The following is a 22032-nucleotide window of genomic DNA, read 5'->3' as shown; positions in this document are numbered from 1 at the left end:
TAGGCAAACCGGTGGCCGCCGGCTGCCCGGACGTCACCCCTCGAGCTTCTGCTTGAACTCGTCGGTGTTGCGATACTCGACTTTTCCTTCCTCTGCCGACGTCTCGATCTTGCCTTTGTCCTCGTCGTCGACCCAGTCGGTGACCGAGGTCCCGGAGACGGTGCCGCTACTTCCGGGCAGGGTCGTGGTCTGGAGGTCGTCGGCGTAGGCCTTGGCCATCTCCTTGGCCGTCTCGCGGTGCGCGTCGGTGACTTCGGGCTTCTCGGTGCGGTCCTGATTGTCGGGCTCGGGCGTCTCGGTGACGTGGTCGAGCTGGACGTCCGGCTTGTCGCCGGGCTGACGTTGCTGATTCTGGTCGTCGGGGGTCATGGCTGCGGGCTGCCCGGATGTGTGAGCCACGAAACACGTGGGGTCACGCTGTGACGGTGCGCAATGCGGCGGGCAAGCTGGGCAGGAAGTGCTGTCTGGCGAACGCGCGGATGTCCTCGGCGGTGTCCAGCGGGTGCGCGCTGGGCAGCAGCAAGACCATCGCCGCGTAGCGCAGGATGCAGTCGGCCAGCTCGTCGACGGCAGCGGGCCCGATGCGTTCGGCGAACCCGGGCGGGAAGATGATCCGCAACGCCTCCGCCATCCGGTCGATCGCGGCCCGGTGATAGCGACCGGCCAGTTCGAGCACCAGCCCGGGCTCGTCGGTGATCATCTGGTGCAGCACCCGGTGGCTGCGGAACTTCAGGATCGACAGCGTGAACGCTTCGACGTAGTAGTTCGATTGCGGGCCGGCCTGGGTGAGCTCGGCGGCGATGTCGGCGAACAGCCTGACGTTCTCCCGCTCGATGACCGCACCCACCAGCTCGTCCTTGTTCGCGAAACGTCGGTAGATGGTGGTGCGGCTGACCCCGGCGCGGCGCGCGACGTCGTCGAGCGCGACGCGGCGGAAGCCGTGCCGCTCGAACTCGACGACGGCGGCGTCGAGGATGTGCTGGGTCGCCGAATCAGGGCCGGACATCGGAACGGGCATACCCCTTCACCGCGTAGCCGCTGTAGCGCACGCTCATCGGCAGCCGGTCCCAGACCCAGTTCACCGGCCGCGACCGCCAGAACGCGGCGAACCGCTGGTAGCGCCGCTCCTGCTTGTCGCTCCAGGGCAGCCCGAGCAGGTCCCGCGCCCGCGGCGGCAGGCCGCCGGTGGTCAGGAACGCGGCCAGCGGGTTGAACACCGGGGCGGCCAGGCGCCACACCAGCGGGTGCATCGCCTTGGGCCGTGGGAAGCCCTTGGTGACGTAGCCGACGCCGTACTTGGCGGTCGGGTGCGCGACCACCACGTCGTTCATCATCCGGTCCCAGTACTGCTCGAACTCGGCGTAGGTCGCGGGCATCGCGCGGTCGCTGACGCCGTAGCGCCGGTACCACGTCTTGGACTCCAGCCAGATCTGCTCGCGCTCCTCGGGGGTCAGGCGCTTCACGAACGTGTCCGCGAAGTAGTAGACCTGCTCGACGAACGTGGCGTGCGCCCAGAAGTACGTCTCGGGGTCGAGCGCGTGGTAGCGCCCGCCGCCGGAACCCTCGCCCTCCGGCATCTCACCCTTGACGTGATGGTGGAAGTCGCGGACCTGCAGGCCGGCGTTCTGGTCCTCGGAGCCGTACACGGTGTTGAAGATCGGCGGGATGGTGCGCTTGAGCCGCTCGGCGGTGTCGGCGAAGAAGGTCGAGTGGTCGTAGACGCCCTGGCCCAGCTCGGCGAGCATGTTCTGCAGCACCGCCGGCCGCGGGCCGATCAGATACATGCGGTTGTCGCCGAAGTAACGCCATACGAGCGACTGCGGCCCCAGCGGCAATGCGTCGTCGAGATGTTCGGTCTGCTGCGCCAGCTCGGCCATGAGGGACAGTGTTACAGAATTTGCACTTTGTACCAATACCGGTGTGGCGAGGCCCACAGCACGTGCCGGATAGTTCGCGAGTGAGAACCCACGGCTGTCAACTGCGCCGCAACTGCAGCCAGGAACGCTATTCCGCAGGAGAGGTGGCGGAAGCGGGGTGGCTGCGCAGCCGGGCGACGCCGAGCACGGCGAGGACGCCCGCAGCCGTCGCCAACAGCAGCGAGAGCGTCAGCAGCGGCGGGTAGTAGACCAGCGACGTCGTCGACGGCTCCCCGGCGAGCACCGGACCGACGACGACCTCTCGGCTCGCGGCGAGCCAGCTCAGCACGCAGCCCACCGCGGCCGCGGCGGCGAGCAGCAGCTGCACGACGCCACTGCGGCTCACGACGCGGGCTCCGGCGGAATCCGCTCCTCGACCAGGTTGGTCAGCTCGGCACGCAACTGCTGGTGCTTGCGCGCCCAGGCCTGGGCGGTGCGGTCGTTGGTCAGGCGCAGACCGATGCCGGTGCGGCCGCGGGGCACCCCGGTCAGCTCGCCGAGCGCCCGCGCGTACTGCCACTTGGGGGTCTCGGAGCCGCTGGCCTCGGGGTAGATGCGCACGATCTCGTCGGTCCGCAGCACCTCGGTGCCCTGGCGCAACGTCTCGGTGGTCAGCTCCACCGAGGTGTGGATGCGTGCGGCCTTGACCTGGATCGACAGGAACAGCGTGACGAGCACGAAGAACAGCCCGGGCACCACCCACTGGATGCCGTAGCCGGCGGTCAGCTGGATCATCGCCATCGCGACGCCCGCGGCGGGACCCGCCAGCACCCACAGCCAACTGGCGCCCTGCTCTGAGAACAGCACCTCCGGGCGGGCCCCCGTGAGCTCGGCGGGTTCGGACGATTCGGTCATCGGCTGTCTTCCTGTTGGAACCACAGACGTGCCGCGGGCTGAACCATCAGCAGCGCCCCGATCAGCACCGGCAGCAACCCGAGCAGTGTCAACGGTTGTGCCACGCCGACGCCGAGCGCGAGCAGGCCGATCACCAGCACCGCGGCGAAGGCCAGGGCCAGCGTCGCGAGCCGAAACCGGGAATCACCTTGTCGGGCCCGGCCCGCCAAAAACGCCAACGCCGCCGCCACCAGCACCGATCCGACGCCGCTGTACCGGTAGACGGTGAGGTAGTTACGGACCTGATCGTCGGACACGGCCGACGGGATCGCTGCCCGCGCGGCGTCGTAGGTCGCGGTCGCGGCCATCAGCCCGCCGACGATCATGATCACCGCGCCGCCGACGAAGCACCAGAACGCGAGATCGACGATGCGGGGCCTGGCGGGCGGCGACGGCGGGGTCATGGTCGGGTCAGCCTAGCGAACCGCTGGTGAAGAACTCGTGGGAGTCCTTGCGGTGCAGCAGGTACGCCCCGCCGACGATCAGCACAGATCCGACGATGACCGCGGCGGCGTACGCCATCGCCGCGGTCTCGGGCCGCTGGCCGTCGGACAGGTTGGACAGCGAGTACACCACCGACGCGATCCCACCGCCGGTCAACAGCGTGCGCGCCCAGCGGTAGCCCAGCCGCAGCAGGTACATGAAGGTCAGCACCACCGCGACCAGGATCCCGGCGAACACCAGCGACAGCGCCAGGATCAGGCTGTTCGGGTGATCCCGAGTCACCAACAGGTCGAGCACGTAGGCGCCGGTCATCAGCGGCAGCGCGACCAGCCACAGCAAGATCGCGGTGTCGACGTCCTCGGGTCGGGCCGGCTGCTCGGTCGGATCCGTCACGACAGCCAGCGGGCCACATCGGCGGCCCAGTAGGTCAGCACGATGTCGGCGCCGGCCCGGCGGATTCCGGAGACCGACTCCAGCACCGCGGGACGCAGATCGATCCAGCCATTCTGGGCCGCGGCGGTGATCATCGAGTACTCACCCGACACCTGATAGGCCGCGACCGGGACCGGCGACAGGTCCGCGGTCCGGCGCAGCACGTCCAGGTAGGACATCGCCGGCTTGACCATCACGATGTCGGCGCCCTCGTCGAGGTCGAGTTCGACCTCGTGCAGCGCTTCCCTGGCGTTACCCGGATCCTGCTGGTACGTGCGCCGGTCGCCCTGAAGGCTGGAGCCGACGGCTTCGCGGAACGGGCCGTAGAAGGCCGACGCGAACTTCGCCGCGTAGGCCAGGATCGCGGTGTCGGTGTGGCCTGCGGCGTCCAAGCCGTCCCGGATCGCCGCGACCTGACCGTCCATCATGCCGCTGGGGCTGACCACGTGGGCGCCCGAACTCGCTTGCACGAGCGCCATTTCGATGTAGCGGCGATTGGTCAGGTCGTTGTCCACCCGGCCCATGGCATCGATCACGCCGCAGTGCCCGTGGTCGGTGAACTCGTCGAGGCAGGTGTCGGCCATCAGCACGGTGTCCTGACCGAGGTCGCGGGCCAGATCCCGCAGCGCACGGTTGAGGATGCCCTCCGGGTCGACCCCGGCGCTGCCGGTGGCGTCCTTGTCCTCTTCCGTGGGCACACCGAACAACATCAAACCGCCCACACCGGCTCCGACCGCGTCGGCGGCAGCCCGGCGCAGCGAATCCCGGGTGTGCTGCACGACCCCGGGCATGGACGCGATGTCCCGCGGTTCCCGCAGGCCGTCGGCGACGAACATCGGCAGCACCAGATGCCGCGGCTCCAGCGTGGTCTCGGCGACCAGCCGCGCATCGCCGGGCTGGTGCGCAGACGTCTGGGGCGATGTCGGGGAAAGGCCATGTCTACACCTTCCACGAAATCGCACTCCAGCACGACGGCATCACGTGCGAGCCTGCCGGAATGCGATTTCGGCGAGTTCCTTAGCGGCGGCGGCTCTTCTTCCGCGGCGGGGGCAACGCACCCTCGGCGCGCAGCCGGGCGGCGTGCTCGGCCAGCGCCTCGACCAGCGGACCGACCGCGGCGACCTCGGGCTGCACGTCCACCCGCAGCCCGAACTCCGCTGCGGTCTCGGCGGTCTTGGGCCCGATGCAGGCAACGATGGTGCGGGCGTGCGGTTTACCCGCGATGCCGACCAGGTTGCGCACCGTCGAGCTCGAGGTGAAGCACACCGCGTCGAAGCCGCCGGTCTTGATCATCTCGCGGGTCTGCGCCGGCGGCGGGGCCGCGCGCACGGTGCGGTAGGCGGTGACATCCTCGATCTCCCAACCGAGTTCGCGCAGCCCCTCGGCCAGCGTCTCGGTCGCGATGTCCGCGCGGGGCAACAGCACCCGGTTCACCGGATCGAAAATCTCGTCGTAGGGCGGGAATTCGTCGAGCAGACCCAGCGAGCTCTGCTCGCCGGTGGGCACCAGTTCGGGATTGATACCGAACTCGCGCACCCGCTCGGCGGTGGCCTGTCCGACACAGGCGATCTTCACCCCGGAGAACGCGCGGGCGTCGAGGCCGAACTCGTTGAACTTCTCCCACACCGCGCGCACCGCGTTGGTGGAGGTGAAGACCACCCACTGGAACCGGCCGTCGACCAGACCCTTGACGGCCCTTTCCATCTGGGCGGGGCTGCGCGGCGGCTCGACCGCGATGGTCGGCACCTCGATCGGCAGTGCGCCGTGCCCGACGAGCCGGTCGCTCATCTCACCGGCCTGGTCCTTGGTGCGCGGCACCAGCACGGTCCAGCCGTACAGGGCGCGGCTCTCCCACCAGTTCAGCTTCGCGCGGTGGGCCACGGTGCGGCCCAGGGTGACCACCAGCGTCCCGGTCAGCGGGCCTGCCGGCTCGGTGACGGCGGGCTTGTCCAGCACGGCCTTGTCGAGCAGGCCGCCGAGCGTGGTCTCCACCGAACGCTGTTGGCACGTCGTGCCATTGGCGGTGACGACGGCGGGCGTGGAGTCGGCCAGCCCGTACTCGATCAGTGTGCGTGCCGCCTCCGGCAGGTGCGACGCGGTCGCGTGCAGGATCAGCGGTCCCGGCGCGGCGGCCAGCGCGGCCCAGTCGACGTTGGGGTCGCGCACGTCGGCGACGGTGTGCGAGGAACCCAGCGGCAGACCCGCGTAGGTGGGCACCGCCGACGTGCCGGGCAGGCCGGGCACGATCTCGAAGGTGAGCTGCGTCTTGGCCAGCGCGCTGATCTCGGTGATCACCGCGTCGATCGACAGCGGGTCACCGGCGACGAGGCGAACCACGTCGACTCCGGTGCGGGCCTCGGTGGCCAGGGTCTTGGCGACCTCGGCCGGGTCGCCGAGCGCGGGGCGCACGTCCGGTCCGCCGGGGATGACCGCCTCCTCGACGGGCTTGGCGCCCTCGGCCGGGGTGGCGGCCGCGTCGGTGTCGGCGGGCTTGGCCGCGGCCGCGGATTTCGGCGGCGCCTCGGTGACCGGTGGCAACGGCCCGGACGGCGGCGGCAGCTCCGAGCCCACCAGGGCCAGCACCGCTTCCGGCACGTCGGGGTCGGTGAACACCAGCGCGGCGTTGTTCAACACCGCACGGGCCCTCGTCGTCAGCAGACCCGGGTCACCGGGCCCGGAGCCGACAAACGTGATCCGGCCGGGCTTGCCCTTGCGTCCTCGCAAGCTCATCTGTCTCTCCCGCCTTCGTCCAACAAATCGCGCGCTCCCAGTTCGAACAGCTCCTCGGCCACCGAGAGCCCCAGCTCCCGGGCCCGATCGGGTGTCCCGATACCGGACGCGCGGATCACGTCGGATCCGTCCAGCGTCGCCACGCAGCCGCGCAGCGACAGCTCTTCGAAGACGCGGCCGTCCTCATCGATAGACTCGACCACCTCAGCGATCGCGCCCACCGGTGCGGAGCAACCCGCCTCCAGTTCGGCCAGCAGGGTTCGCTCTGCGGTGATCGCCGCCCGCGTGTCAGCATCATCGAGTTGCGACAACACTTCTGCGAGCGCCGTGTCACCGGCGCGGCACTCGACTGCCAAAGCTCCCTGCGCGGGCGCCGACAGCATCTGTACCGGCTCCAACGATTCGGTCACCATGTCGAGGCGTCCGATGCGGGCCAAGCCCGCTCTGGCCACCACGATGGCGTCGAGTTCACCGCTGCTTACCCTGTTCAACCTGGTATCTAGGTTGCCTCTTAGGGGGCGGATTTCCAAACCGAGACCCAGTGCTCTAAGCTGTGCGGCCCTTCGCGGGGACGACGTGCCGATCACCGAGCCCGCCGGCAACTCGCCGAGCACCAGTCCGTCGCGGGCCACCAACGCGTCCCGGGCGTCTTCGCGCACCGGCGTCGCGGCGATCACGAAGCGCGGGTCGGTCGCTGTCGGCAAATCCTTGTACGAGTGCACGGCGGCGTCGACGACGCCGTCGGCGATCGCCTCGCGCAGTGCGGCGGTGAAGACCCCGACCCCGATGTCGGCGATGGGGTCGTCGGCGCGACGGTCGCCTTCGGTGGAGACGATGACGAGTTCGGCGTCATGTCCGGCGGCGATCAGGGCGTCGCGCACAGTTCCGGCTTGGGTGGTGGCCAGCAGGCTTCCCCGGGTGCCGATTCGAATCACTTGATGTCTTTCGGCGGGCCGAGCGTCACTCGGTCTTATCGAGATCAATTGCAAGAGAACCCATTTCATTTCCTCCGGCGATGGGTCCCAGTTCGCTGCCGGCAACGGCGTCGACCGCATGCTGGTCGAGTTCGAACAGCTCGCGCAGCGCTTCGGCGTAGCTGTCGCCGCCTGGCGCGCTGGCCAGCTGCTTGACCCGCACCGTCGGCGCGTGCAGCAGTTTGTCGACAACCCGGCGCACCGTGTTGGCGACTTCGTCGCGGTGTCCGGCATCCAGTCCGGGCAACCGGTTGTCCAGCCTGAGCAGTTCGGCCTCGACGACATCGGCAGCGCGCTGACGAAGCGCGGTGACAGTCGGGGTGACCTCGGCCATACGCTGCCCGGCCAGGTAGTTGGCGACTTCCGCCGCCACGATCGTGCGGGCCGCATCCGCGTCGGTGGCCGCGGCCTTGGCCGTCGGCTCGCGCAGGATGCGTTCCATGTCGACCACGAACACACCGGGCAGGCCGGCGACCGCGGGGTCGACGTCCCTGGGCATCCCGAGGTCGCAGATGACGAGTTCTTTGGGTTCTCTGACGTGGGCCAGCCCACGGTGCACGTCGGCCAGCGAGACCACCGGCCGCACCGCCCCGGTGCAGCTGACGACGATGTCGGCGTCGGTGAGCAGCGGGGGTAGGTGGTCGAACGGGAACGCCTCGGCGGTGACGCCGTACGCGCGGATGTTCTCGGCCAGGCGCTTGGCGCGCGGCAGGGTCCGGTTGACCACGTGGATGCGTTCGACGCCGACGCGGGCCAGGTGTTTGGCGGCCAGCGCGCCCATGGAGCCGGCGCCGACGACCACCGCGCTGCGCCCGGCCAGCGAGCCGACCTTCTTCTCGGCGGTGTCCAGGGCGACGGAGACCACCGAGGCGCCCGCGGCGTCGATGCCCGTCTCGGAGTGCACCCGCTTGCCCACGGCCAGGGCCCGCTGCGACAGCTCATGGAGCGTACGGCCCACCGACTGGTTGGCCTCGGCCGACGCGTAGGCGCGCCGTACCTGGCCCAGCACCTGCTGCTCGCCGATGACGGCGGAATCCAGGCCACCGGCCACGGAGAAGAGATGTTCGACGGCGGCCTCGGCGTAGCGCACGTAGGCGTATTTGGTGAGATCCTGCAGGGACATTCCGCTGTGGTCGGAGAGCACCTGCCCGATCACGGACAGGCCACCGTGGAACGCCTCGACGACGGCGTAGATCTCCACCCGGTTGCAGGTCGAGAGCACCATCGCCTCGGTCACCAGCGAGGATCGCAAGACCTCTTCGATGATTTTGGCCTGATCGGGTTCGTCGGTGCTCAACTGCTCGAGGACCGACACCGGCGCACTGCGGTGTGAGACCCCGAAGAGCAGGACGCTCATGGCTCCCTCACCACGATCAACACGCAATCAAAGGTAGTCGTTAACCAGCTGGCCTACCAAATTTGCTCTCCGGCGTTCTCAGTGGGTGAGGTCCTCGCGCAACCGGGGTTCGTCGATCTCCCAGTAGCTGTGCTCGGCCCCGTCGAGCAGCACCACCGGGAGCCGGTCGCCGTACTCGGCGCGCAGCCGGCTGTCACCGGCGGCCGCCGCGGCGTCCACATCGGTGACGGTCAACACGAAGCCGAGTTCGCCGGCGAGGCCGGCCAGCCGCTCCGCCGCGGCCGCACACATCGGGCAGCCCTCCCGCGTCAGCAGCTCCACCTGTCGATCCACCCCGCCAGTATCCCGGGCTGGTGACCTAATCTGGTACCCGTGTCCGTTACCGGAGGATCCGAGGCCGGGTCAGGCAGCCGGGCGCAGAAACTTGCCGGTGAGGTCAGCGCAGAGGTCGCCGCGGAGGGACTCGCGCAGCCGCTGGACCCCGTCGCCGGCCCGCCGCCGCCCCCGCCCGATCTGACCGCGGCCGCGTTCTTCGACGTCGACAACACCCTGGTGCACGGATCGTCGCTGGTGCATTTCGCGCGCGGCCTGGCCGCCCGCGAGTACTTCACCTATCAGGACCTGGCCCGCTTCGCGCTGGCTCAGGCGAAGTTCCAGCTCACCGGCCGGGAGAACAGCGACGACGTCGCCGAGGGCCGCCGCAAGGCGCTGGCGTTCATCGAGGGCCGGTCGACGGCCGAGCTGATCGCGCTCGGCGAGGACATCTACGACGAGATCATCGCCGACAAGATTTGGCCGGGCACCAGGGCGCTGGCCCAGATGCACCTCGACGCCGGACAGCAGGTGTGGCTGGTCACCGCCACGCCGTACGAGCTCGCCGACACCATCGCGCGGCGGCTCGGGCTGACCGGCGCATTGGGCACCGTCGCCGAGTCGGTCGACGGGGTGTTCACCGGCCGGCTGGTCGGGGACATCCTGCACGGCACCGGCAAGGCGCACGCCGTGCGCTCGCTGGCGATCCGCGAGGGCCTGAACCTGCGCCGGTGCACCGCCTACTCCGACAGTTTCAACGACGTCCCGATGCTGTCGCTGGTCGGCACCCCGGTGGCCATCAACCCGGATGCCGACCTGCGCGACCTGGCCCGGGAACGGGGCTGGGAGATCCGCGACTTCCGCACCGCGCGCAAGGCCGCCCGTATCGGTGTGCCGTCGGCGCTGGCGCTGGGCGCCATCGGCGGCGCGCTGGCGGCCGCGGTGTCGCGCCGCGAGGCCAAGTGACTTGTCAGACCGCTGCGGCGGAGCCGCTGGTCAGACCGCTGCGGCGGAGCCGCTCATGAAACCGCTGATAGGCTCGCGCCGCTATCGGCAGAACGGAAAGACCGGCAATGAGCATCGCTGAAGACATCATCGGAACCCACTACCGGTACCCCGACTACTTCCAGGTCGACCGCGAGAAGATCCGCGAGTTCGCCCGCGCCGTCAAGGACGACCACCCGGCGCACCACACCGAGGCGGGGGCCAAGGAGGTCGGCTACGACGCGCTGGTCGCGTCGCTGACCTTCATGGCGGTCGCGGGACGGCGCGTGCAGGAGGAGATCTTCAACCAGTTCGACCTCCCCATCAACATGGAGCGGGTGCTGCACCGCGACCAGAAGCTGATCTTCCACCGGCCGATCGTGGCGGGCGACAAACTGTGGTTCGACTCCTACCTCGACTCGGTGACCGAGTCGCACGGCGCGGTGTTGACCGAGATCCGCGGTGAGGTCACCGACGACGCCGGCGAGCCGGTCATCACGAGCATCGTGACCGTCATGGGCGAGGCCGAATCGGACACCGAGGCCGACGAGCTGACCTCCAAGATCGCGGCGAAGCGGGACGCGGCGGCGCTGTCGAAGTTCGTTGCCGGGTAAAGACCGGGGCGCTCAGCCGAAGAAGGTGTTCCTGCGGTTGGCCAGCAGCTGGTAAAGGGTCTGCTGAATGGTCTCGCGCACCTGGTCGGTGAGGTCGAAGGTGATCATCGGATCCTCGGCGGCGGACTCGTCGTAGTCGGCGGTGTCGATGGGCTCGCCGAACTGGATGTACCACTTGGACGGCAGCGGCACCACGCCCAGCGGCCCGGCGAGCGGGAACAGCGGCGTGACCGGGAAGTACGGCAGGCCCAGCAGCCGGGCCAGCAGCTTCACGTCCGCCACCATCGGGTAGATCTCCTCGGACCCGACGATCGAGCACGGCACGATCGGCGCCTTGGTGCGCAGCGCGGCGGAGACGAAACCGCCCCGGCCGAAGCGCTGCAGCTTGTAGCGGTCCTTGAAGTGCTTGCCGAGACCCTTGTAGCCCTCGGGGAAGACCGCCGTCAGCTCACCCGCGGCCAGCAGCCGGTGGGCGTCGTCCGCGCAGGCCATGGTGTGGCCGGCCTTGCGGGCGGCCTCGCCGATGACGGGCATGTCGAACACGATGTCGGCCGCGAGCATCCGCAGGTCGCGGTGGGCGGGATGGCGGTCCCGGACCGCCACCTGGGTCATCAGGCCGTCGAACGGAAGCACGCCCGCGTGGTTGGCCACCACGAGTGCCGCGCCGGTGTCGGGGAGGTTCTCGACACCGCTGACCTCGACCCGGAACCAGGAGTTGAAGAACACTCTCAGCAAAGGAAGAAAGATTGCGTTGTTGATCTGCGGGTCGAAGCCGAACTCGTCGACGGTGTAGTCACCGGTCATCCGTTTGCGGAGGAAGTCGGCGACCGCGCTGATGCGCTGGGCGAGTTCGTTCGGTCCGGCGTCCTGGGCCGCGCCGCCGGCGGCGGCCCCACGGTGCTGATCGATCTCGCGCACCACCGCGGCGAGCTGTTCGGCCGACGCACGCGTATCGGGGTCGGCCAGCAGCGACGGATGTCGACGGGCGGCGTCGGCGCGCTGGGCAGCAGCACGCCGCGAAGCTGCACCGCGACTCGAATTCGCGTGCAGTGGAATCACTTTAGCTCTGGGCTCGCCCGGCAACTTGTATCCCTCTCCCCCGTATCCCCCCGGCTTCACAACTGATGTGTGAGTTTACCGGCCCCAGCGCTGCGCCGCTGCTACCGCGCGATTCTCCACAGCCCGTATCCAGCGGGGATCCACGATCGGGGTCAGACCGCGGCCCCGGACGTAGTCGTCGAAAGCCTCGGCGGTGGTCCACTTCGGTGTGTACCCGAGCTCGGTGCGCATCCGGGTGGTGTCCATGACGCGGCCGTAGCTGAGGTAGTCGAGCTGCTCGCGGTCCAGTTCCGTGTTGCGGGTGGCCCGCCACAGCGAATCCACCGCCACCAGCGCCGACCGGGGCATGGGCAGCGGCAGCCGACCGGCGCGGCGGATGGCCTGGCTCATCATGATGATCCCGGCGGCCCCCACGTTGAACGCCCCGGACCTGCCCGCCATCGTCGCGCGCTCCAGCGCGCCGAGCGCGTCCTGCTCGTGCAGCAGTTGTAGCCGCGCGTCGTGCCCGACCACCGTCGGCACCACCGGACTCGCCAGGTAGCGCGACAGCGCGGTGTCCATCGCCGGACCGATCATGTTGGCCAGCCGCAGAATCGTCACCGCGATGTCGGGCCTGCGCCAGGCCCAGCCCCCTGGCGTAACCCTCGATGTCGATGCTGTCCCGGGCGAAGCCCTCCCCGGGCGGCCGTCGCCTGCTGCTGCTCTCGTCGAACAGCACCGGGTCCCGCGAGCTCGACCCGTAGACCTCGGAGGTCGATTTGAGGATGACCCGCCGCACCGAGGGCGCCTTCTGGCACGCCGCGAACAGCTGGATGGCGCCCATCACGTTGAGTTCCTTCAACGTCGCGCGACCGCCCGCCCTCGGCGCATACGAGGCCGCCGCGGCGTGTACCACGGTGTCCACGTCACCGTTGCGGATGACTTTGGCGATGAAGGGGTTCCGGATGTCCGCGCGGACGAACTCCGCGCGACCCATCCGGCGCAGCATGTCCTTGCTCGGCGCGATCGCGTCGACCGCGATCACGTGGTTGATCAAGGGGTTCTGGGCGAGGCGCGCGGTCAGGTACCCGCCGAGAAAACGGCAGGCCCCCGTGACCAGCACGACCTTGGGATAGTTCAGAGCGTCCCGGGCATCCGAGCCGTCGCCACCGGAGCGACCTCCGGTGCGTGCCTCGGAATCCATCCAGACAGCCTAGCGGCGGGGCCGCGCAGCCCTACTTGCCGAGTTTTCTGCGCTGCACCCGGGTGCGACGAAGCAGCTTGCGGTGCTTCTTCTTCGACATGCGCTTGCGCCGCTTCTTGATGACAGAACCCATGAACTCCGCTACCTAGATGTGTGTGTAGATCCTTCGGATCTCGTCAGTCTCGACCGGTCACTTTACCTGGCGACCATGCCGGCACCGAAATCCCCTTCGGCGGGCGACCGGGAGAGCGTCCGCGCCGCGACCTAGCCGGCGTTGAAGTACGAGCTCTCCAGCATGTCGTGGACTGCTTTGGCGTGCACCCGGAACGACCGGCCGACCCGCACCGCGGGCAGTTCGCCGTTGTGCACCAGCCGGTACACGGTCATCTTGCTCACCCGCATCAAACTCGCCACCTCGGCGACGGTGAGGAACTGGGCACGCTGCTGCTGCCCGTCACCGGCGCTGGACTGTCCGGCGTCGCGGGCCGGCTTGCCGCCGGCCGAATCCCGCGAAGATGGCCCGTTCATAGACGTCATCGCAACCCAATCAATCAGGCGCGGGCAGTTCCAGCGGCTTCCCCACCGCTGGCTCCGAACCCGTGCTTACCCTCAGGAGAATAGCGTGGCAGGTGTGGTTACTGCGACGGGTGTGGGCTAATCAGTTTCAAATTCCCGAACTACTCGGGTGTAATTCCCAGCTGCTCAGAGCGCATTTTCGCGGCTTCCACGGCATTGGCCACCGCGGCCCGGAGACCGCCGCGCTCCAATTCGCGCAGCCCAGCGGCAGTGGTGCCGCCAGGAGAGGTCACCGTCGCGCGCAGCTGGGCCGCCGAGGTGTTGATCGTCGTGGCGGGCGAAGCCCCCGCGGCGGCCGCCGACTCGTCGAGGTGCTCGAGGAGCATCGCCGCCGAACCGGCCATCGTCTGCACCACCAGATCGGTAGCCACCGCGCGCGCGAGGCCCGCGTCCACCGCGGCGTCGACGAGCGCCTCGACCATCAGGAAGAAATAGGCCGGACCCGACCCGGACACCGCGGTGACCGCATCCATCTGCGCCTCGGTGACGGTGAGCACCCCGCCGACCGCGTCGAACAGCTTCGAGACCTCCTTGAGGTGCTCGGCGGTGGCGAACCGGCCGCGCGCGAGCGCGCTGACACCGCCGCCGACGAGCATCGGCGCGTTGGGCATGACCCGCACCACCGGCGAACCGACGGGCAACTTGTTCTCGTAGAACGCGGTGCTCACCCCGGCGGCCACCGACACGAAAACCTGTTCGGCCGCATCGCTTTCCGCGCGGGCCGCGGTATCGGCGATGTCGCCGATGACGTGCTGGACGTCACCTGGCTTGACCGCGACGATCACGTACGTCGCGGCGTCCACCGCGTCGGCGACCGTCGTCACCCGCACCGAGTACCGGTCCGACAGATACTTCGCCCGCTCCGGGTACTTCTCGGCGACGACGAGGTCCTTGACCTGCCTGCCTGCTCGCAGCAGTCCCGCGAGCAGCGCCTCACCGATGCTGCCGCCGCCGATGATCGCGATTCTGGCCATGCCGGACAGCATCGCACGCTGGCGGGCGCCGTCGGTCTCCCGGTGTCAGCGGGTGGGCACCATGGCGAGCTGACGCGTCTGCACGATGATGCGGCCCTCGCAGTCGACCACGATGTGGTCCTCGTCGAACCAGTCCTCACCGATCTGGGTCGCGGTGCACATCACCCGCAGCCAGCCGTCGGCCGGCCGCGCCCTCAGATACGCCGTGAGCTGAACGGTGGGCGCCCAGCCGAACCTGTTGACCCCGAAGGTCACCGGAGCCGACACGTCGCCGCACAGCAGCGCGAACAGCACATCCGGCGCCACTCCCCTGGGCCGCACCCAGTACTCGATCACCGGCATCCCGCCATCAGCGCGGCGCGAGAACGTCGTCAACGACGGCCTGATGTCGCAGCCGTGCGCCAGGTGCACGACGTCGGCCATCGAGTGGCCCGGGCCGATCGGCTCCAGCCCGGGCGGCGGCTCCGGCGTCATCAACGGAATCACCGGGTTCACCGACAACAGCGGCGGCACATGGTGTTCCGGGGTGCCCAGGGTGATTGACGCGCGCAGCGCGGTCCGGTCCCCCTGGTTGAGTTCGACGTCGATCAGGCTGACCCGCCTGCCGCGTTTGCGCACCGTGGTGACGACGTCCATGGGCCCCGGGTCCGGCGCCCACAGGAAGTTGCCCGACACCGCGATCGGTTCCACCTCAGGCTCGCCGAACTCGGTGCGGGCCGCGTTCGCGCACAACGCCAGCATCGCGCCGCCGTGCACCTTGGGCCCGATCGTCCAGTGCTCGTTGAGTTCTCCGCGGTAGACCCCGTTTCCGGAGGGAGTCAGGGCCATCGCATCGGTGAACAGCGTCGAACTCGTCACCGCGGCATCATCGCACGCGCTCAGCGCAGCAGATGCCGCCGCGCGAACTGGAGCGACTCCGTCAGCAGCGCTTCGCGTTCTGCGGCGGTGCGCGCCCCGGAGGTGGTGATCTCGAGGATCACGTGCCCGGCGAAGTCGCCGGCGGCCAGCATCTGGCAGACCTCGGCGGTCGGCTGGGTGCCGCGGCCCGGGACCAGATGCTCGTCGGTGGACGCGCCGCTGCCGTCGGCCAGATGCAGGTGCACCAGACCCTCGCCCATCCGGTCGGCCATCTCCAGCGCATCGGTGCCCGCGGTGGCGGTGTGCGACAGGTCCAGGGTGTAGTGCGCGTGCCCGCCGTCGAGCGGGTCGTAGGACGGCGCGAACGCCGAGATGCCGGGGCCGGGGTTACCCCCGCGCTTGCGCATCCGCTCGATGGACGTCTGGCCGGCGCCGAAGAAGCGGTCCGCGCGGAACGGGAACATGTTCTCCACCGCGACCATCACGTCGCTGGAGGCCTCCAGCTCGGCCACCTGGTCGCTGAAGCCCTCCGCGTAGCGCCGCTGCCACCGGAACGGTGGGTGCACCACCACGGTCTGGGCGCCGAGTTGCTCGGCTGCGCGCACGCTGCGCTCCAACTTCGGGATCGGATTGGCGCCCCAGACGCGCTGTGAGATCAGCAGACACGGCGCGTGCACGGACAGCACGGGCACCCCGTAGTGCTTCGACATCGCCTCGACGGCCGCGACATCCTGGCTGACCGACTCGGCCCACACCATCAGCTCGATGCCGTCGTACCCGAGCTTGGCGGCGTACTTGAAAGCCGCCTCGGTCTTGAGTGGATAGACCGAGGCCGTGGACAGACCGACCTTGATAGCGGGACGCACAGTGCTCAGGCGGTCTCAGCCCGATTGCAGCAGGGCCAGCGGGCCGAGGGTGACCAACGCACCGACGGCCACGGCGATCAACGTGCTCCCGATGTCCTCGGTCTTGCGCACCACTCGCACGCCGACCACCAGACCCAGGATGACCAGCACCGACAACACCAACGCGATGATGTTGTTCCACTTCCACAGCTGGTCGAACGCGACGAACAGACCCGCGCCGAAGACCACGGCGACGATGCACTGCCCGACGATCCACAGGCCCTGGACGAACGACGACATCCGGCGCGGCTCGTCGCGGTCTTCATGCCGGTCGACGTCCCGGTCGTCCTCGTCCAGGTCGTCGAGATCGTCCATGTCGGCGCGCTCGACGAGGCTTTCACCGGGGGCCATGTCCTCGGCCGACACGTCCTCCGGGGCCACGTCGGCGGCGGTGTCGCGGCGGTCGCGGGTCTTGTCCCGGTCGGTGTCGGTGACGGTCGGGCCGCCGAACAGCGGCTCCTCGGTCGAGCGCAGGTACGACGGCAGCTCCGCGTCGGCGTCCTTGTCGAGGTCGGCAGGGGCGTCGCGGTCGGTGTCGGGCGCGGCGCTGACCGCGATCTCGTCGTCGAGGTCCTCGATCTCACGGGTGTCGTCGACCTCGACCGGGTCCGGGGTCCACTGCTCGGCGTCGACGGGCTGGCTCTTGCGGCCGAACAGGCCCAGGCCGAAGCGCCGGGTCGGCTCGGGTGCCTTGGGCTTCTCGACGACCGTCTCTTCGACGACGGTCTCTTCGATGACGACCGGCTGGGGCTCTTCCGGCTCGGACTCTACTTCGGCTTCCGCTTCGGGCTCGACGGCGAGTTCGACCTCGACCTCGTCTTCGGCTTCGAGTTCGTCTTCTGCTTCGAGTTCGTCTTCGGGTTCGGGCTGAATCTCGGGTTCGGGTTCGCGTTCCGGTTCGGGCTCGGGTTCGGCGACCGCTACTTCGGGTGCTTCGGCGGGTGCTTCGGCGGGCGGCGGATCATCCGGGCGGATGATCGGGATCTCACCGGTGAGCTCGGCGACGGTGACCGCATCGGCGTTGCCGCGCCGACGCCGGCGCTGGCCGCCGACCGGCGGTGCACCGATCGTGCCGTTCCTGGCCAGCAACTCCGCGACCGAGATCGGTCGGGTGTTGGTGTGGTCGTCGTCAGATCCAGTCATCGCCTGCTGCCTTCGAGCCTCGGTGCTTCATCGTCCAGCATTACGCACGGACACCGGCCGCGAGGCCGATTCTCCGCTCGCCTTGCCGGCTTTGCCGGAACCGTCCGCGTCGCCGCTGCCGCCCACGAAAGCACTGCCATCGGCCTCGCTGTCGAGTTTCCGCAGGATGAGACCCTCGCGCAACGCCCAGGGACAGATATCGACGCTCTCGATGCCGAGTGCTTTCATGCTCGCCTCGGCGACCAGCGCGCCCGCGACGATCTGAGGTGCCCGATCGGCACTCACCCCTTCCAGTTCTGCTCGGTCAGCCGCGGTCATCCTAGAGATGAAATTTATGAGTTGCCGAAGACCCGGTGCGGTGAGCGTGCGTTTGACCCGCGGACCGGCCCCCGACGGTGCGGCCCCGGTGAGCCTGGCCAGCGAACGGAAGGTCTTCGACGTGGCCACCGCCAGGTCGGGAGCGCCCGCGTCGGCGATCTCCGACGCAGCCCCGGACAGCTCGTTGGACAGCCAGTCGCGCAGCATCGCCACCCGGCGCCGGCCCGGCGGGTCCTCGGGCAGCCATTCGCGCGTCAGCCGCACCCAGCGGCAACGACAGCGCGACCTCCGGCTCCTCGTCCACCCCGCTGGACAGCTCAAGCGAGCCGCCGCCGATGTCGATGTTGATGATGCGCCCGGCGCTCCAGCCGTACCACCGACGCACCGCCAGGAAGGTCAGCCGCGATTCGTCGACACCGCTGAGCACCCGCAACTCCACGCCGGTCTCGCCCTTGACCCGGGCCAGCACGTCCTCGGAGTTGGTGGCGTCGCGCACCGCGGAGGTGGCGAACGCCATCAGCTCGGAGCACCCGGAACTCGTGGCGATCCGCGCGAACTCGTCGACGGTGCCGACGAGCCTGTCGGCACCCCTGCGGGTCAGCTTTCCCGAGGTGTCGATCGCCTCCGCCAGCCGCAGAGAAGCCTTGGTGGAACTCATCGGAGTGGGGTGGCCACCGCGTCGAGCGTCCACCACCAGAAGATGAACGGTGTTGCTGCCCACGTCGAGCACGCCTAGTCGCACCCAACCAACCTAATGGGTCTACCGTGGAAAACCGTGAGCGCATCGGCATCGCACCCTGGTGAGGTCGAATTGGATTTCGCCCGTGAGTGGGTGGAGTTCTACGATCCCGAGAATCCCGAGCATCTGATCGCCGCCGATCTGACCTGGCTGCTGTCCCGGTGGACCTGTGTGTTCGGCACCCCGGCCTGCAAGGGCACCGTGGAGGACCGGCCCGACGACGGATGTTGTTCCCACGGGGCGTTTCTGTCCGACGACGACGACCGCGCCCAACTCGACGACGCGGTCAAACTCTTGACCGACGAGGACTGGCAGTTCCGCGACAAGGGCCTGGGCCGCAAGGGTTATCTGGAGCTCGACCAGTACGACGACAAGCCGAACTGGCGTACGCGAAAGTACAAGGGCGCCTGCATCTTCCTGAACCGCCCGGGTTGGCCGAAGGGCATCGGCTGTGCGCTGCACCAGAAGGCACTGGAGATCGGTGTGGAGCCGCTGACACTCAAGCCCGAGGTGTGCTGGCAGCTGCCGATCCGCCGCACCCAGGAATGGGTGACCCGGCCCGACGGCTCGGAGATCCTCAAGACCACCATCACCGAATACGACCGCCGCGGCTGGGGCGAGGGCGGCCTCGATCTGCACTGGTACTGCACCGGCGACCCGGCCACCCACGTCGGCACCAAACCGGTGTGGCAGGCCTACGCCCCCGAGCTCACCGAACTGCTCGGCGAGAAGACCTATGCCGAGCTCGCCGCGATGTGCAAGCGCCGCAGTGGTTTAGGGCTGATCGCCGTACACCCGGCGACCCGTGCCGCCGAGGCTTCCCGGGCTGCCGAAGGTCAGCCTTCCAGCTTGTAACCCAGGCCGCGCACGGTCACCAGGTGCACCGGGTTGGCCGGGTCCGTCTCGATCTTGCTGCGCAATCGCTTGACGTGCACATCGAGGGTTTTGGTGTCGCCGACATAGTCCGCGCCCCACACCCGGTCGATGAGCTGCCCGCGGGTGAGCACCCGCCCGCTGTTGCGCATCAGATACTCGAGGAGATCGAATTCCTTGAGCGGCAACGTGATCGGCTGACCGTTCACGCTGACCACGTGCCGGTCGACGTCCATCCGCACCGGCCCGGCCTCCAGCACCGCGTCGCCGATGCCCCCGATGTCGTCGTTGTCGACGCCGCGGCGCAGCACGGCGCGGATCCGGGCGATCAGTTCGCGTGCCGAGTACGGCTTGGTGACGTAGTCGTCGGCACCGAGTTCGAGTCCGACCACCTTGTCGATCTCGCTGTCCCGGGCGGTCACCATGATGACCGGAACGCTCGACCGCGACCGCAGTTGCTTGCAGACGTCGGTGCCGCTCATCCCGGGCAGCATCAGGTCGAGCAGCACGATGTCGGCACCGGCGCGGTCGAACTCGGCCAGCGCGGCCGGCCCGTCGGTCACCACGGTGGTCTCGAAGCCTTCTTTACGCAACAGAAAGGCCAGGGGATCGGCCAAGGACTCCTCGTCCTCCACGATCAGCACGCTGGTCATCGATGAATCAGCCCTCTCGCTCTTCAGGATTGTCGGCATCACCGGCATCGTCGCCGCGGTGATAGGCAGGAATGGACAACGTGAATGTGGAGCCGGTGCCCGGCTGGCTCCACAGCCGGATGTCACCGTTGTGATTGGCGGCGACGTGCTTGACGATCGCCAACCCGAGTCCGGTGCCGCCGGTGGCCCGGGACCGCGCCTTGTCGACGCGGAAGAACCGCTCGAACACCCGCTCCTGGTCTTCCGGGGCGATACCGATACCCCGGTCGGTCACCGCGATCTCGATGTTCCCGCCGCGCCGCCTGCGGCTGATCGAGACCGAAGAACCGTTGGGCGAGTACGCGATTGCGTTGGACACCAGGTTCGCGATCGCCGTCACCAGCAGCGTCTGGTCGCCGAGCACCTGGAAACCGGTCGGCGCGTCGGTGGTGATCGCGATGTCGGCGTTGTCGGCGGCCACCTTGTGCCGTGACAGTGCCTCGGAGACCACGGTGTCGACGTCGACGGCCTCCAGGTCAGGCAGCCGTTCGGCGCCCTGCAACCGGGACAGCTCGATGAGCTCGCCGATCATGTCGGCCAGCCGCGCCGACTCGGCCACCATCTTGCCTGCGAAGTGTTTGACGGTGTCCGGGTCGTCGGCCGAGGCCAGCACGGCCTCGGCGAGCACGCTCATCGCACCGACCGGGGTCTTGAGCTCGTGACTGACGTTGGCCACGAAATCGCGCCGGGTGGCTTCCATCCTGGCCTGCTCGGACTGGTCGCTGACGTAGATGACGGCGAACCGCTGATTCCGCTCGGTGAGCGACAGGACATGCCCGCGGACCGACATCCCGGACCGGCCCGGGCGGGGCACCCGGCGGGGTGCGAGGTCGAAGTTCGTCGGCGCGCCGGTGGCCAGCGTGCGCTGCGCGGCCTCCCAGGCCTGGTCGTCGAGCAGCCGGTCCCGCACCAGGCCCAGTTCCTGGGCTCGGTCGTTGGTGTAGACGACGTCGCGGAACGTGTCGACGACGGCGATGCCGGCCGGGGCCTGCGAGACGATGAACCTCAGCATCTGCGACACCGTGAGGCCGGACTGTTCGGTCGACCGCCGTTCGCGGCGATCGCGAAGTCGGGGCACCACCCGTACTCCGAACGCCACACCGACCGCCAACGCGAGCAGTGCCACGACCGCTGCGAGCAGCAGCGCCGATACGACACTCACGGGCAGATCGTACGCATATCAGTGAACGTCATCCCAGCGGCAAACGGCCAAAACTGGACATGTCACAAAGTCGGAGACCGATGTTCGGTCCCACGCCCCGCGCTGTTCACCCGGCGTTCGCCCGGCTGCCGGGATCGCCCTACTTGGCGCCCTGCGCGGCCACCGCCGCAGCCCCGGCGGCCGCGGCCTCCGGGTCGAGGTAGCTGCCACCCTTGACCGTCGGCGCGAGGTTCTCGTCGAGGTCGTAGCGCAACGGGATGCCGGTCGGGATGTTCAGGCCGACCACATCCTCGTCGGACATGCCGTCGAGGTGCTTGACCAACGCGCGCAGCGAATTGCCGTGCGCGGCGATCAGCACGGTCTTGCCCGCCTTCAGGTCAGGAACGATCACCTCGGTGAAGTACGGGACGAACCGCTCGACCACGTCCTTGAGGCATTCGGTGAGCGGAGCGCCGCCGGGGATGAAGGCGTAGCGGGGATCGCGGTCCTGGCTGAACTCGCTGCCCGCCTCGATGGGTGGCGGCGGGGTGTCGTAGCTGCGGCGCCACGCCATGAACTGTTCCTCGCCGTACTTCTCTTTCGTCTCAGCCTTGTTGAGGCCCTGCAGCGCGCCGTAGTGGCGCTCGTTGAGGCGCCAGTCGCGGTGCACCGGGATCCAGTGCCGGTCGGCTTTGTCGAGAGCGATGTTGGCGGTGGTGATGGCCCGGCGCAGCAGCGAGGTGTACAGCACGTCAGGAAGGCGGTCCTGGGCCTTGATGAGTTCGCCGGCGCGCGCCGCTTCGGCCCTGCCCTTGTCGGTGAGGTCGACGTCGACCCAGCCGGTGAACAGGTTCAGCGCGTTCCACTCGCTCTCACCGTGGCGGAGCAGGATCAGCGTCGCGGTATCTGCCATT

General features: G+C 68.9%; 24 protein-coding genes and 3 pseudogenes. 3 read left to right on the top strand and 24 right to left on the bottom strand.

The features are described from left to right. Positions 1-33 precede the first annotated feature (33 nt). The 12 genes and pseudogenes from C6A87_RS03725 to C6A87_RS03670 form a co-directional block, all read right to left on the bottom strand. A complete protein-coding gene (locus C6A87_RS03725) occupies positions 34-369 on the bottom strand; it encodes a hypothetical protein (RefSeq protein ID WP_311116035.1) in 336 nt (111 codons plus the stop codon). A gap of 43 nt (positions 370-412) precedes the next feature. Beyond that, on the bottom strand, positions 413-1006 hold the full coding sequence (locus tag C6A87_RS03720) for a TetR/AcrR family transcriptional regulator (RefSeq protein ID WP_311116034.1): 594 nt from the start codon (positions 1004-1006) through the stop codon (positions 413-415). Beyond that, positions 993-1877 (bottom strand): oxygenase MpaB family protein, encoded by an 885-nt coding sequence (locus tag C6A87_RS03715; RefSeq protein ID WP_311116033.1) that lies wholly within the window; start codon positions 1875-1877, stop codon positions 993-995. Before C6A87_RS03715 ends, C6A87_RS03720 begins: the two co-directional genes overlap by 14 nt. A 127-nt stretch (positions 1878-2004) precedes the next feature. Then, positions 2005-2262 carry a hypothetical protein gene (locus C6A87_RS03710; protein WP_311116032.1) on the bottom strand — a complete coding sequence of 86 codons (258 nt, stop codon included), beginning with the start codon at positions 2260-2262 and terminating at the stop codon, positions 2005-2007. Next, on the bottom strand, positions 2259-2771 hold the full coding sequence (locus C6A87_RS03705; RefSeq protein WP_311116031.1) for a DUF3093 domain-containing protein: 513 nt from the start codon (positions 2769-2771) through the stop codon (positions 2259-2261). Before C6A87_RS03705 ends, C6A87_RS03710 begins: the two co-directional genes overlap by 4 nt. After that, complete coding sequence (locus C6A87_RS03700; protein WP_311116030.1) at positions 2768-3214, bottom strand: hypothetical protein; 447 nt, start codon at positions 3212-3214, stop codon at positions 2768-2770. The genes C6A87_RS03705 and C6A87_RS03700 overlap by 4 nt, the downstream gene beginning before the upstream one ends. Positions 3215-3221: 7 nt before the next feature. Continuing rightward, the gene (locus tag C6A87_RS03695; protein WP_311116029.1) at positions 3222-3647 is read right to left on the bottom strand and encodes a hypothetical protein; all 426 of its coding nucleotides are present in this window, start codon (positions 3645-3647) and stop codon (positions 3222-3224) included. Beyond that, a pseudogene (gene hemB / locus C6A87_RS03690) lies at positions 3644-4623 on the bottom strand (porphobilinogen synthase). Before hemB ends, C6A87_RS03695 begins: the two are co-directional and overlap by 4 nt. Before the next feature lie 80 nt (positions 4624-4703). After that, a complete protein-coding gene (locus tag C6A87_RS03685; protein WP_311116028.1) occupies positions 4704-6416 on the bottom strand; it encodes a bifunctional uroporphyrinogen-III C-methyltransferase/uroporphyrinogen-III synthase in 1713 nt (570 codons plus the stop codon). Further along, positions 6413-7351 (bottom strand): hydroxymethylbilane synthase, encoded by a 939-nt coding sequence (gene hemC / locus C6A87_RS03680; protein WP_311116027.1) that lies wholly within the window; start codon positions 7349-7351, stop codon positions 6413-6415. Before hemC ends, C6A87_RS03685 begins: the two co-directional genes overlap by 4 nt. A gap of 25 nt (positions 7352-7376) precedes the next feature. Further along, complete coding sequence (locus C6A87_RS03675; RefSeq protein WP_311116026.1) at positions 7377-8747, bottom strand: glutamyl-tRNA reductase; 1371 nt, start codon at positions 8745-8747, stop codon at positions 7377-7379. Positions 8748-8825: 78 nt separating this feature from the next. After that, the gene (locus C6A87_RS03670; protein ID WP_311116025.1) at positions 8826-9080 is read right to left on the bottom strand and encodes a glutaredoxin family protein; all 255 of its coding nucleotides are present in this window, start codon (positions 9078-9080) and stop codon (positions 8826-8828) included. Between the two features lie 39 nt (positions 9081-9119). On the opposite strand from C6A87_RS03670, the gene C6A87_RS03665 reads away from it, so the two are divergent. Continuing rightward, positions 9120-10025, top strand: coding sequence for an HAD-IB family hydrolase (locus C6A87_RS03665; RefSeq protein ID WP_311116024.1), 906 nt, complete (start codon positions 9120-9122; stop codon positions 10023-10025). 107 nt (positions 10026-10132) lie between these two features. Then, positions 10133-10657 carry a MaoC family dehydratase N-terminal domain-containing protein gene (locus C6A87_RS03660; RefSeq protein ID WP_311116023.1) on the top strand — a complete coding sequence of 175 codons (525 nt, stop codon included), beginning with the start codon at positions 10133-10135 and terminating at the stop codon, positions 10655-10657. A 12-nt stretch (positions 10658-10669) separates the two neighbouring features. Here the strand turns inward: C6A87_RS03660 and C6A87_RS03655 are convergent, their stop codons facing one another. The 9 genes and pseudogenes from C6A87_RS03655 to C6A87_RS03615 all read right to left on the bottom strand — a co-directional run bounded on the left by C6A87_RS03655 (position 10670) and on the right by C6A87_RS03615 (position 18415). After that, the gene (locus C6A87_RS03655) at positions 10670-11740 is read right to left on the bottom strand and encodes a lysophospholipid acyltransferase family protein (RefSeq protein ID WP_311116022.1); all 1071 of its coding nucleotides are present in this window, start codon (positions 11738-11740) and stop codon (positions 10670-10672) included. Between the two features lie 51 nt (positions 11741-11791). Then, positions 11792-12899: pseudogene (locus tag C6A87_RS03650) on the bottom strand (SDR family oxidoreductase). A 31-nt stretch (positions 12900-12930) separates the two neighbouring features. Continuing rightward, complete coding sequence (locus C6A87_RS03645; protein WP_003402602.1) at positions 12931-13032, bottom strand: 30S ribosomal protein bS22; 102 nt, start codon at positions 13030-13032, stop codon at positions 12931-12933. A 131-nt stretch (positions 13033-13163) separates the two neighbouring features. Next, entirely contained in the window at positions 13164-13436 is a 273-nt protein-coding gene (locus C6A87_RS03640) for a helix-turn-helix domain-containing protein (RefSeq protein WP_311116021.1), read from the bottom strand. 140 nt (positions 13437-13576) lie between these two features. Beyond that, positions 13577-14449, bottom strand: a complete 873-nt coding sequence (proC, locus tag C6A87_RS03635; protein ID WP_311116020.1) for a pyrroline-5-carboxylate reductase — start codon at positions 14447-14449, stop codon at positions 13577-13579. Between the two features lie 45 nt (positions 14450-14494). Further along, positions 14495-15307 carry a thioesterase family protein gene (locus C6A87_RS03630; protein ID WP_311116019.1) on the bottom strand — a complete coding sequence of 271 codons (813 nt, stop codon included), beginning with the start codon at positions 15305-15307 and terminating at the stop codon, positions 14495-14497. Positions 15308-15327: 20 nt separating this feature from the next. Continuing rightward, positions 15328-16173 carry a sugar phosphate isomerase/epimerase gene (locus C6A87_RS03625; RefSeq protein WP_311116018.1) on the bottom strand — a complete coding sequence of 282 codons (846 nt, stop codon included), beginning with the start codon at positions 16171-16173 and terminating at the stop codon, positions 15328-15330. Positions 16174-16188: 15 nt separating this feature from the next. Continuing rightward, positions 16189-17355, bottom strand: coding sequence for a hypothetical protein (locus C6A87_RS03620; RefSeq protein WP_311116017.1), 1167 nt, complete (start codon positions 17353-17355; stop codon positions 16189-16191). Between the two features lie 27 nt (positions 17356-17382). Continuing rightward, a pseudogene (locus C6A87_RS03615) lies at positions 17383-18415 on the bottom strand (hypothetical protein). A gap of 12 nt (positions 18416-18427) precedes the next feature. Between C6A87_RS03615 and C6A87_RS03610 the strand changes: the two are divergent. Next, entirely contained in the window at positions 18428-19267 is an 840-nt protein-coding gene (locus tag C6A87_RS03610; RefSeq protein WP_311116016.1) for a hypothetical protein, read from the top strand. Here C6A87_RS03610 and C6A87_RS03605 read toward each other — a convergent pair. From C6A87_RS03605 to C6A87_RS03595, 3 genes are all read right to left on the bottom strand, one after another. Next, on the bottom strand, positions 19249-19938 hold the full coding sequence (locus C6A87_RS03605; protein ID WP_311116015.1) for a response regulator transcription factor: 690 nt from the start codon (positions 19936-19938) through the stop codon (positions 19249-19251). The genes C6A87_RS03610 and C6A87_RS03605 overlap by 19 nt on opposite strands. 7 nt (positions 19939-19945) lie before the next feature. Further along, positions 19946-21139, bottom strand: coding sequence for an ATP-binding protein (locus C6A87_RS03600; protein ID WP_311116014.1), 1194 nt, complete (start codon positions 21137-21139; stop codon positions 19946-19948). 139 nt (positions 21140-21278) lie between these two features. Then, on the bottom strand, positions 21279-22031 hold the full coding sequence (locus C6A87_RS03595; RefSeq protein ID WP_311116013.1) for a phosphoglyceromutase: 753 nt from the start codon (positions 22029-22031) through the stop codon (positions 21279-21281). Position 22032 lies beyond the last annotated feature (1 nt).

The organism is Mycobacterium sp. ITM-2016-00317 (genome assembly GCF_002968295.1).
GTDB lineage: Bacteria > Actinomycetota > Actinomycetes > Mycobacteriales > Mycobacteriaceae > Mycobacterium.
Note: the sequence above shows the minus strand (reverse complement) of the source record. Positions and strands in the feature narration are given on the sequence as shown.